We start from the raw sequence: 7,941 nt of genomic DNA on the forward strand, positions 1-7,941 counted from the left end.
CCAAATCCCCGTCGGCCGTCACTGGGCGACCAGTAGGTGGGTGGCAAGTCCGACGATCACGGCGCTGGACACCAGAGAGGTGGCCAGACGGCCACGAGGGCCCGTCAGGACCCGGCCCAGCAGGGCTCCGCCCGCGGCGAGCAGGAGTTGCCAACTGGCGGAGGCCACGAAGGCCGCCAGGACGAACACGGCCTCGCTCCAGCGATCCGGCGCGGTGGTGCCCTGACCGGCGAGCACCAGCGCCGCGAAGTAGATCACGGTGATCGGGTTCATCAGCGTGATCCCCAGCAACTGCGCATACGCCCGCACCGGGCTCATCGGCCTTCGGCCGTCCCGGTCCACGCGCTCCTGTCTGCGGTACTGGACGATGGCCGTCACGGCGCTCCGACCTGCCAGCGCCACGAGCACCACGGCCGAGGCCCAGCGCAGCGGCAGCGTGATCGGCTGGATGACGGGCGCCAGCGCCGAGCCGCCGATCACGGCGACGAGTGCGTACAGGCCGTCAGCGGTCGCGACCCCCAGAGCGGCACACATCCCGACCCGCAACGAGGTCCGCGCGGTGAGGGCCACGAGATAGGTCGCGACCGCTCCCACGGGCATGGCGATGCCATAGCCGGCCAGGAGCCCCGCGACCAGGGCCGCGCTCACGCACGGTGCGGTGTCGGCCTCCGCGTACGGCCGGGCTGCTGCTGACCCCGCCCCGCGGCAGCGGAGGAGGGCAGCGGCAGCACGGAAGCAGTGGTCGTGGTCATGGGCAGATCCTCGCCCGCGCCCGGCCGGCCGAACAACCCGATTTCGAGGCCGCCGCAGCCCCTCGGGTCCGGGCTGCCCCGTTACGCGCCTTCGGCGGCCCTCGCCGCGCGTTCCACCTTCGCGCGGTGCGCCTCCCAGTACGCCGCGTCCTGCTGCGGTTCGGCGTACGCGGCCACCCGGCCCGTCGCGTGGTCGAGCTGTTCGCGCAGGATGTCGGCGTGGCCCGCGTGCCGGGCGGTCTCGCCGTGCATGTGCACCATGACGTCGAACAGCCGCACCTCGGGCTGCCGCCACCACTCCACCCGGCCGGGCGCGTCCAGCGGCAGCGCGGCGATGGTCGCGTCGGTGTGCGCCCACACCCGGCGGTACAGGCCGACGATCTCGTCCCGTGTCTCCCCCTCGGCGGCCCACATGTCCCGGCTGCCCGGCTCGTTGTCGTCGTCCCACCGGGGAAGCGACTCGGGGAACGGCCGGCCGAAGACATCACCGAAGTACCGGGCCTCCCAGAACGACAGGTGCTTGACGAGCCCCAGCAGATTGGTCCCGGTCCAGGTCAGCGGACGCCGGATGTCGTACTCCCCGAGCCCGTCGAGCTTCCAGACCATGGCTTCGCGCGCGGTGCGCAGGTTGTCGTGGAGACGGTCTTTCGCCGCGTCATCGATCATGCGTACCGACTCTGCCATCGGAGGGACCCGACCGGAACGCCGGACCGATGACTTTTCCCGCCGAGCGCAGTCTGAACCCCTGTAGAACCCGCCGCCCTTACCCCGAGGACATCATGCGCACACTCATCAGCACCGCCTTCGTCTCCCTCGACGGTGTCATGGAGGCCCCCGGCGGCGAGCCCGGATACCGGAACTCCGGCTGGACCTTCAAGGGCGTCGACTTCCTCCCCGAGGCGTACGAGATCAAGGGCCGGGAGCAGGAGGAGGCCGGGGCGCTCATGATGGGGCGGGTCAGCTACGAGGCGTTCAGCCCGGTGTGGCCGGGCATGGCGGAGTTCGCCGGCTACAAGGCGATGCCCAAGTACGTCGTGTCCACCACGCTCACCGAGGACGGCCTCGTGGACACCTGGGGCGAGACGCACATCCTGCGCTCCCTGGACGAGGTCGCCGCGCTCAAGGAGACCGACGGGCGCCCGGTCATCGTCCACGGCAGCGCCACCCTCAACCACGCGCTCTCTGACGCCGGCCTGATCGACCGCTACCACCTCCTGGTCTTCCCGCTGCTCCTCGGCGCCGGAAAGCGCCTGTTCAGCGCGGCGGACAAGGACACCCAGCACCTGAAGCTCGTGGAGCACGAGGCGTTCCCGAACGGCATCCAGAAGAACGTCTTCGACGTCGTCCGCTGAGGCCGCCGCGCCGACCGCTCCACCCCACAACGAGAGAAGCACACACCATGCGCAAGATCATCGTCTCCACGTTCCTGACCCTCGACGGCGTGATGCAGGCCCCCGGCGCCCCCGACGAGGACCCCGAGAGCAGCTTCGCGCACGGCGGCTGGCAGAAGCCCACGTCCGACGAGGGCGTCGGCGAGGCGATCGCCGGCTGGTACGAGGACACCGACGCGATGCTCCTCGGCCGCAAGACGTACGACATCTTCGCCTCGTACTGGCCGACCGCCGACCCGGACAACCCGTTCACCGAACGGATGAACTCCATGCACAAGTACGTGGCGTCCCGCACCCTGACGTCCGTGGACTGGCAGAACTCCACCCTCCTGACCGGCGACACCGCCGACGCGGTACGCCGCCTCAAGGCGACCGAGGGCCGCAACATCAACGTCATCGGCAGCGGCGACCTCGTCCAGACCCTGATGCGCGAGGACCTGGTGGACGAGTACCGCCTCACCATCCACCCGGTGATCCTCGGCACCGGCAAACGCCTCTTCGCGGACGGCACGATCCCGACGGCCCTGGAGCCGGTCACGGTCACGGGGACGAAGGGCGGCACGGTCCTGGCGGTCTACCGGCCTGCGGGGCGGCCTGCGTACGACAGCTTCTAGCCGCCGCAGACGCAGCGGATCGGGGGCCTGATTCGGCGCTGTCGTACTCCAGGGCGTACAGCTCGTAAGGCACGGCTCCGTGGTCGGTCTGCCGGTCGGATGTGCCGACGCGGGTGAATCCGGCTTTGGCCAGGACGCGGCCGGACGCGGGGTTGTCGGGGTGGTGCATGGCCTCCAGCCGGTTGAGACCGGCGGTGGTGAAAGCTATGGAGACGGCCTGGCGCACGGCCTGGGTGGCGTAGCCGTGGCCCCAGGTGTCTTCTCTCAGGATGTAGCTGATGGTGCCCATGGCGGGGGTTCGTCGCCGCAGGGAGAGCAGGCCGATCACCTCGTGTGCGGCGAGAATGCCCCAGCTCCACTGCGCACACGGGGTTTCGACGGCTCGGTCGAGGGCTGCGCGGATCTTCTCGCGTGCCTGGTCGAGCGTAAGAGGTTTGCCGGTGGTATGCCGGATGGAGGCGCCGCTGTAGACGCGGGTGAGTGCGCGCGCGTCGTCGGGGCGCAGGGCGCGCAGGGTCACCATGCGATGGTCAGTTCCTTCGCGGCGGGCCGGTCGGAGGGGGCGGGGGCCAGGCAGGCGGTGACGGTGTCCTCGAACGCGGGGAACGGCCACGGGCGGACATCGCGCAGCGCGGTGGTGGCGCCCTTGGCGATGGCGGCCAGCTTCTCCGGTCGGTCGGTGGTTTCGTCGTAGGGGACGGGTCGGTGACCGGTCCAGCACCAGAACAGGGAGGCGCCCAGGCTCCAGACGTCAGCGGCCGGACGCGCCTGGACGTGGGTGTCGGCGGGGGTGGAGAGGATCGCGGTGGCAATCTCGGGGGCGGTGGTGTGGGTGAGGGCTCCCCGGTACGGAACGGAGCGGCGGTCGTTGGGTCCGCAGGCGAGGGCGTAGTCGATGACCGCCGCCCGGCCGTCGTTCGTGACGAGGGTGTTGGTGGGCTGAACGTCGGCGTGCGCCCATCCGGCGGCGTGCATCCGGGCGAGGTGCTGTGTCCACTTGCGGGCGATGCCCGTGAGCCAGGACCGGACCGCGGCGCGGTCTCCTTCTGGGCTGCGGGCCGGGGCGAAGGCCTGCCACAGGGGTGCGCCGTCGATCCAGTTGACGGCCAGCCACCGGCCGCCCTCCCACGTCCCGGCGCCCACCCGGTAGTCGAGGCTGAGGGCTCCCGCAGCTGTGAGTCGGAGCAGGTGGTCGTCTTCCTGGGCCATCTCTGCGGCCTTGTCGTGGTCGTTGTCGGCGTCGGGGTTGTTGGCCTTCACCGCGACCGCTCCTCCGGGGCCCTGGACCTTCCAGACCCGGGAGCCGCGCCGGTCGCTCAGGAGCTGGATCGCGGTGGGGGTACCTGTGTGTCCGGTGAGGAGGGCGACGGCTTCGGCGGGGAGAGGTGGGTCCTGGCCCATGTGCGGATGTCCTTCCACTGGGTGGGGACGTGCTCGAACACGTCGCGGCCGTCGTCATCGGCCCCTGCAAGTGCGGCGGCCAGGTCGGGTGTCGCACTCAGGAAGCATGGGTCGCGGCGGCGGACAGCGGCCCGCACGGGGAGAAACGAGACGGGGGCGGCTGGGATCCGGCGGCCCGCCCCGGTGACTTCCTCTTCTCCCGCGTGGAACTTGCCGAACATCACCCCGACGGGCCCGTAGAGGTTCTTCAGAACCCAGTGCGGCCAGGCCAGCAGATCACGGTGCCCAGCGCCGGGAACCTCCCCCAGCATGACGGTGTTCTCGCACCGCAAAAGGCCGTGGCGCCTGTTGAGCAAAGGCCGCAGCCGCTCCGCTGCCTGGGCGCCCGCGTGGAAGAGCTCCGCCTGGACGGCTTCGGCGTCGCCGTCGGCGCGGTAAACCGTCCAGGTCGTCAGGCCCCGCTGGAGGGAGGGCGCCAGGTAGGGGCAGTGGGCGGTCATTTGGCGTGAGTAGGCACCGATATCCACGGAGCGGGGTCGGGTGGTGCCGGCCTCGACGAGGCGCAGCGCCCCGGCGGTGGGCCGGGTCGCTGCGCTGCGGCTGGCGATCACCGGCGGGCGATCTCCGGCTGGTCTGGCGCGATGTCGCCGTCGCCGCCGGCGGGACCGCAGTCCCACTCCGCGACCACGATGCCGCTCTCCCGGTAACGGGCGATGGCGGCCTGATCGACGTTGCCGTCGACGTCGGTGAACCAGATCGCCGGCAACGGCCCGTACGCCTCCTCGTACGCGGTGACCCAGGCGATCGGCCCGTGGCCGTTGTTCGCGACGTGGCGGATCGGCCGGCCTGCGCTCTCCAGGCACAGGGCCTCGTAGTCCGGGGTACCGAGCAGGTCGTGCCACGCCTTGTCCACAGCCGGGGAGAACATCTCGGGTGCACTCTGGCCGTTCTTGAAACGTTGGCCGGTGATGGTCAGGAACCGGCGCAGTTCGGTCGTTGCATTGCTCATGGTGGTGCCCCTCTCGGTGTCGAGCGGTGCTCGCCCCATCTCGGATGGGAACGGGTGCAGTGCTTCGACGCTACGGATGCCACCGGTCCAGGCCAACAAGATTGCAGGTAATTGCGGAGCTTCACTCCAGGGCATCAATCGCAGCCCGGATGAGGTTGCGGGCCGCGTCGCCGTGGACGGCCATCTTCGCCAGGCCGGTGAACGCCTTGGCGTAATCGGCGAGCTCGCGCGGCTGTTTGACCTTGATCTCCGCCGTCAACGTCTCCACCACGACGGTGGTGTCGTCGTGGAGGTAGAACGCCTCCAGCGGCCACACGGTGCGTTGCGCGGTGAACGGAATGATCCCGAGCGAGACGGAGGCGAGCGGCATGACCGCCAGGAGGTGGCGCAGTTGCCCGCGCATCGCGTCGGGGTCGGCGGTGCGGTAGCGCAGGACGGATTCCTCGATGAGGACGACGTAGCGGTGGCCGCCCTCGTAGAGGAACCGGGAGCGCGCGACGCGGGCGGCGACGGCTTCGGCCACGTCGTTGGGGGTGCCTTGGAAGGCGGTGATCTGCTCCATGAGGGCGGTGGCGAAGCCAGGTGTCTGGAAGAAGCCGGGCGGGACGTTGGAAACGTAGACCCGGCAGACGCGGGTCTGTTCGTGCAGAGCGTTCCAGTCCTGCTGAACCTTGCGCATCCCGTCCTTGTGCAGGCGGCGCCACTCCAGGTACATGGAATCGACGGCGCGGGCGGTGGCGATGAGGTCGTCGGCCTGGTCGTCCGCGTCGCACGCGGCGCACCAGGCGCGGATGTCCGCGTCGGAGGGCGAGGCATCGCCCTTCTGGATGCGGGTGGTCTTCGCAGGGTGCCAGCCGCACTGGGCGGAGAGGTCCTTTCCGGTGAGGCCGGCGTCCTTGCGCAGGTGCTGCAAGCGCAAGGCCAGCGCCTGACGGGCCGCCTGTGCACTGGACGAGGGGGATACGCTCACGATGCTCTACTCAGTGGGCCCGGACGGTGTACTTCGCGTGCGGGATGCCGCGCTCCCAGACTGCCTCGAAGGCGGCCTGGCACAGCGCGACGGCGGCCGGGTCGGTGGTGCGCTCCTTGCCGTCCGATGCCCAGTCGCCGGTGCCGGTGAAGTGGTGGAACTGCACGAGTCGGCCGTCCAGGAGCCAGAAGTCGTTGCCGGGCAGCGCGATGTCGCTCGCGCTGCGGCGGGGCAGCCAGCGCACGTCTTCTCCGGTCCGGAGGTTGAGCGGGGTGATGGCGTGCTCGTAGCGGATGTAGTCGGTGACCGGCTCGGAGACGATCCGTGCGCGGCGCATGACCACGCCGCGGGCGACCGCGTCCTTCACGAGCGGCATCCACTGGGGCCAGAACGACCGAGCCGGGTCAAGATTCGGGACGCCGGTACGCAGGAAAGCGGCGTAGTCGTCCGCCTCGTCGCCGACGGCGTACACGTCGCGCATCTCCAGGTGGAAAGCCGTGCGGCGGGTGTCGGCGAGCAGCTCAGCGAACGTCGCGGTGTTCAGCTGCTGCGCGTTCAGCGGCATCGCACGCCTCCCTCAGAATCTGCACCATGCGGAACGGGAACCGAATCACCCGCTCATGCGGCGGGATCCCGGTCTTGTGGCCGGCCACCCACTCGGTTGAGCCGACCAGGGCCTTGAGGAGTACGTCGGCTTCCTCACTCTGGAGGACCAGGTCCGCGCTCTCCTCTTCCACCCACACCGTCGGTGACCCCTCGCCGCCAGTGTTCGGGTCGATCCCGACGAACCGTAACGTCATCACGTGCTCCCCTTGAGTTGGTTGCGCTTAGTTGCACAGACCGTCCCGCAGGCCGAGCCCCTCGTCAAGGGTGCGTCCCGGAACAGGCACGGGCTGAGGGTTCGCACGAATTCACCGGAATACCCGGGCACGCCGCGTCCGGGCGATGACGACCAGGACGCCCAGATGTGGTTCTTGGTGGTCCAGGGCTGCGCAGCAAACGGACTGATGCGCGAGCCCGGCGACGCCTCGGAGTCGGTCACGGTCGCGGGCTACAAGGGCGGCACGGTCCTGGCCTCTACCGCAGCTCCGGCAGGGGCCGGAGCGGTCCCTCAGGCCTCCGATCCCCATTCGCTGCCGCGCCCCGCTTCCGGCTCGCGGCTTCCGTGCGGAGTGAAGGTGAAGGCCGAGGTGTCGTGGTCGAGGTCGATCGTCAAGGACGCGTCCAGGGCCTTGGCCAGGCGGGTGAGCAACGGGAGAGTCGGCACCGAGTCCCCGCGCAGGGCCATGACCGTGCCTCACAGGCGTCCTGAGCGTCCATATGCCGGTGCCGCCGCCCGGTCGGGCCGGAGGCCCGCCCGGCTTCCCGGGGCACGCAGTTCGCACCAGACCGTCTTGCGGTACGGGGCCTGCTCCACGCCCCACCGCAGGGCGAGCGCGTCCAGCAGTTGGAGGCCTCGGCCCGACGTGCCCTCCGGGCCGGTCTCCCGGAGGACCGGCCAGATCGCCGCCGCGGGGTCGCTCACCGCGATCCGTACGCGGCCCGAGGGCGTCGCGCTCACTCGTAGCGACACCGGCGTGCGCTCCCCCACGTGGGTGATCACGTTGGCCAGCAACTCGCTGACGCACAGCAGGAGATCGCCCGCCTCGTCGCCGTCGAACCGTTCCCGCAGTATCTGCCGTACCTCCGGCACGGCCTGCGGGACCGCCAGGAATCTCAATGATGAAGTCAAGCCGTCTGCGTGACCGGTGGGGCGGAGGTGAACAGCCTCTTGTCACGCAGCATCGCCCAGAGCACGTCGACT

13 protein-coding genes are annotated in these 7,941 nt (G+C 70.2%); 2 read left to right on the forward strand and 11 right to left on the reverse strand.

What is annotated here, in order from left to right:
• Positions 1–18: 18 nt before the first annotated feature.
• Together ACFUJY_RS24295 and ACFUJY_RS24300 are read right to left on the reverse strand one after the other, a co-directional pair.
• The gene (locus ACFUJY_RS24295) at positions 19–648 is read right to left on the reverse strand and encodes a LysE/ArgO family amino acid transporter (RefSeq protein WP_383303171.1); all 630 of its coding nucleotides are present in this window, start codon (positions 646–648) and stop codon (positions 19–21) included.
• Between the two features lie 185 nt (positions 649–833).
• Positions 834–1,418, reverse strand: a complete 585-nt coding sequence (locus ACFUJY_RS24300) for a DinB family protein (protein ID WP_383303174.1) — start codon at positions 1,416–1,418, stop codon at positions 834–836.
• Positions 1,419–1,531: 113 nt separating this feature from the next.
• On the opposite strand from ACFUJY_RS24300, the gene ACFUJY_RS24305 reads away from it, so the two are divergent.
• Entirely contained in the window at positions 1,532–2,104 is a 573-nt protein-coding gene (locus ACFUJY_RS24305; RefSeq protein ID WP_383303176.1) for a dihydrofolate reductase family protein, read from the forward strand.
• Positions 2,105–2,151: 47 nt separating this feature from the next.
• The gene (locus ACFUJY_RS24310) at positions 2,152–2,757 is read left to right on the forward strand and encodes a dihydrofolate reductase family protein (protein WP_383303179.1); all 606 of its coding nucleotides are present in this window, start codon (positions 2,152–2,154) and stop codon (positions 2,755–2,757) included.
• On the opposite strand, the gene ACFUJY_RS24315 is transcribed toward ACFUJY_RS24310, so the two are convergent.
• The 9 genes from ACFUJY_RS24315 to ACFUJY_RS24355 form a co-directional block, all read right to left on the reverse strand.
• Positions 2,684–3,280 carry a GNAT family N-acetyltransferase gene (locus ACFUJY_RS24315; protein WP_383303182.1) on the reverse strand — a complete coding sequence of 199 codons (597 nt, stop codon included), beginning with the start codon at positions 3,278–3,280 and terminating at the stop codon, positions 2,684–2,686. The genes ACFUJY_RS24310 and ACFUJY_RS24315 overlap by 74 nt on opposite strands.
• Positions 3,274–4,158: a protein kinase gene (locus ACFUJY_RS24320; protein ID WP_383303185.1), complete on the reverse strand. Its 885-nt coding sequence runs from the start codon at positions 4,156–4,158 to the stop codon at positions 3,274–3,276. Before ACFUJY_RS24320 ends, ACFUJY_RS24315 begins: the two co-directional genes overlap by 7 nt.
• Positions 4,074–4,769, reverse strand: coding sequence for a DUF6875 domain-containing protein (locus ACFUJY_RS24325; protein WP_383303188.1), 696 nt, complete (start codon positions 4,767–4,769; stop codon positions 4,074–4,076). Before ACFUJY_RS24325 ends, ACFUJY_RS24320 begins: the two co-directional genes overlap by 85 nt.
• Positions 4,766–5,167: a hypothetical protein gene (locus tag ACFUJY_RS24330; RefSeq protein ID WP_383303190.1), complete on the reverse strand. Its 402-nt coding sequence runs from the start codon at positions 5,165–5,167 to the stop codon at positions 4,766–4,768. Before ACFUJY_RS24330 ends, ACFUJY_RS24325 begins: the two co-directional genes overlap by 4 nt.
• 121 nt (positions 5,168–5,288) lie before the next feature.
• Complete coding sequence (locus ACFUJY_RS24335; protein WP_383303192.1) at positions 5,289–6,137, reverse strand: helix-turn-helix domain-containing protein; 849 nt, start codon at positions 6,135–6,137, stop codon at positions 5,289–5,291.
• Between the two features lie 10 nt (positions 6,138–6,147).
• Positions 6,148–6,702 carry a DUF6879 family protein gene (locus tag ACFUJY_RS24340; protein ID WP_383303195.1) on the reverse strand — a complete coding sequence of 185 codons (555 nt, stop codon included), beginning with the start codon at positions 6,700–6,702 and terminating at the stop codon, positions 6,148–6,150.
• Positions 6,659–6,937 (reverse strand): hypothetical protein, encoded by a 279-nt coding sequence (locus ACFUJY_RS24345; protein WP_383303197.1) that lies wholly within the window; start codon positions 6,935–6,937, stop codon positions 6,659–6,661. The genes ACFUJY_RS24340 and ACFUJY_RS24345 overlap by 44 nt, the downstream gene beginning before the upstream one ends.
• 311 nt (positions 6,938–7,248) lie before the next feature.
• The gene (locus ACFUJY_RS24350; RefSeq protein WP_383303229.1) at positions 7,249–7,425 is read right to left on the reverse strand and encodes a hypothetical protein; all 177 of its coding nucleotides are present in this window, start codon (positions 7,423–7,425) and stop codon (positions 7,249–7,251) included.
• 9 nt (positions 7,426–7,434) lie between these two features.
• Positions 7,435–7,869, reverse strand: a complete 435-nt coding sequence (locus ACFUJY_RS24355; protein ID WP_383303199.1) for an ATP-binding protein — start codon at positions 7,867–7,869, stop codon at positions 7,435–7,437.
• Between the last annotated feature and the right edge of the window lie 72 nt (positions 7,870–7,941).

Source organism: Streptomyces sp. NPDC057249 (genome assembly GCF_042669245.1).
In the GTDB taxonomy this organism is placed as follows: Bacteria; Actinomycetota; Actinomycetes; order Streptomycetales; family Streptomycetaceae; genus Streptomyces.

Coding starts and splice junctions, on each gene's coding strand:
- ACFUJY_RS24305 (WP_383303176.1), top strand. CDS start 1,532: ATGCGCACACTCATCAGCACCGCCTTCGTCTCCCTCGACGGTGTCATG.
- ACFUJY_RS24350 (WP_383303229.1), bottom strand. CDS start 7,425: ATGGCCCTGCGCGGGGACTCGGTGCCGACTCTCCCGTTGCTCACCCGC.
- ACFUJY_RS24300 (WP_383303174.1), bottom strand. CDS start 1,418: ATGATCGATGACGCGGCGAAAGACCGTCTCCACGACAACCTGCGCACC.
- ACFUJY_RS24340 (WP_383303195.1), bottom strand. CDS start 6,702: ATGCCGCTGAACGCGCAGCAGCTGAACACCGCGACGTTCGCTGAGCTG.
- ACFUJY_RS24310 (WP_383303179.1), top strand. CDS start 2,152: ATGCGCAAGATCATCGTCTCCACGTTCCTGACCCTCGACGGCGTGATG.
- ACFUJY_RS24315 (WP_383303182.1), bottom strand. CDS start 3,280: ATGGTGACCCTGCGCGCCCTGCGCCCCGACGACGCGCGCGCACTCACC.
- ACFUJY_RS24320 (WP_383303185.1), bottom strand. CDS start 4,158: ATGGGCCAGGACCCACCTCTCCCCGCCGAAGCCGTCGCCCTCCTCACC.
- ACFUJY_RS24330 (WP_383303190.1), bottom strand. CDS start 5,167: ATGAGCAATGCAACGACCGAACTGCGCCGGTTCCTGACCATCACCGGC.
- ACFUJY_RS24345 (WP_383303197.1), bottom strand. CDS start 6,937: ATGACGTTACGGTTCGTCGGGATCGACCCGAACACTGGCGGCGAGGGG.